This is a genomic window from Streptomyces sp. SID11385 (assembly GCF_010548245.1).
Taxonomy (GTDB): domain Bacteria; phylum Actinomycetota; class Actinomycetes; order Streptomycetales; family Streptomycetaceae; genus Streptomyces.
This window is the reverse complement of record NZ_JAAGLR010000294.1, coordinates 1-1,108: the sequence shown is the minus strand read 5'-3', so window position 1 is coordinate 1,108 and position 1,108 is coordinate 1. Positions and strand designations below refer to the sequence as shown.

Sequence of the window (1,108 nt, the reverse complement as noted above, 5' to 3'; positions counted from 1 at the left end):
CAGCCCCGGGCCGGGGCGGGTGCGGGGGGCGACGCTCGGTGCAGAAGTGGCTCGGGCAGACGGGGGGAGGCGCGGGTGTGGGCCGGCCGGCGCCCGCGTGGGGCGGCGGCCGGTCCTTGGGGGGCGGCTCGGGTGGTGGGCCGGGGCGTACGCCCCGGTCAGCGCCCGCCGAAGAGGGTGCGGCGCAGCTTCTTGAGCGGGGCGAGGAGTGAGACCTTGCTCATCCGCGTCCTGCTGTCGGGCTGTGCCGCGGGTCCGGTCGCCGCCTTGCGCGAGGTGATCTCGCGCATCAGGGAAGTGGCCTCCGCCGCCTCGCGCTGCGGGACGGCGGGACCGCCGAGCACCGCGAGGTGCCGGTCGAGCCGTGAGCTGCTCGCCCCGCTCCCGTACGTGATGGCAGGCACACGCGGCCTGCTGCGGACCGTTATCTGTTCCATGTCACTCCCCACCCGTCGTCAGGCACCCGGCCCCGGGCAGGGTAACCCTATCGTCCCCGGCTGACACCTTGTATCCCGGTCAAGTGATTCACCTACCCCGTAAGGCGGTTGACGCACCCTCACGCGCGCGGGAGCAATTCGGGGCGAGCCACGCCAGAGGGCGGAAATAGGGATGCTCCACCCGAATCCCGCGTATCGCCGAGTAGTTCGGGTCCGGCGCGGGAACGGTGGTCACAGGTCGTCACAGTGGACGGCGCGACGAGAGGCGGGGCGATGGACGGACGCGACGCGAGAGGTCCCGGGGCGGAGGGCTCCGCGGGGCGGCTGCTCGCGGGCCGGTACCGGCTCGGTGCCGTGCTCGGGGCGGGCGGTACGGGGACGGTGTGGCAGGCGCGGGACGAGGACCTCGCGCGCGAGGTCGCGGTCAAGGAGGTACGGGTCCCGGTGGGCGTGGACGCGGCGGAGCGCGAGCGCCAGTACGCGCGGGTGGAGCGCGAGGCGCTGGCGGCGGCGCGTTCGGGCCACCGGGGTGTCGTCACGGTGTACGACGTCGTCGTGGCGGACGGGCGGCCGTGGATCGTGATGGAGCTGGTACGCGGGCTGAGCCTCGCGGACGTGCTCGCGGCGGACGGGCCGCTGCCGCCCGCGCGGGCGGCGCGCGTCGGGCTCGC

Annotated in this window: 2 protein-coding genes; one reads left to right on the top strand and one right to left on the bottom strand. The window is 75.2% G+C overall.

The window, feature by feature from the left end:
* Positions 1–158: 158 nt before the first annotated feature.
* Positions 159–437, bottom strand: coding sequence for a hypothetical protein (locus tag G3I42_RS09000; protein ID WP_164284098.1), 279 nt, complete (start codon positions 435–437; stop codon positions 159–161).
* A 273-nt stretch (positions 438–710) separates the two neighbouring features.
* On the opposite strand from G3I42_RS09000, the gene G3I42_RS08995 reads away from it, so the two are divergent.
* A partial coding sequence (locus G3I42_RS08995; protein WP_164284096.1) for a protein kinase occupies positions 711–1,108 on the top strand: 398 nt, incomplete at its 3' end.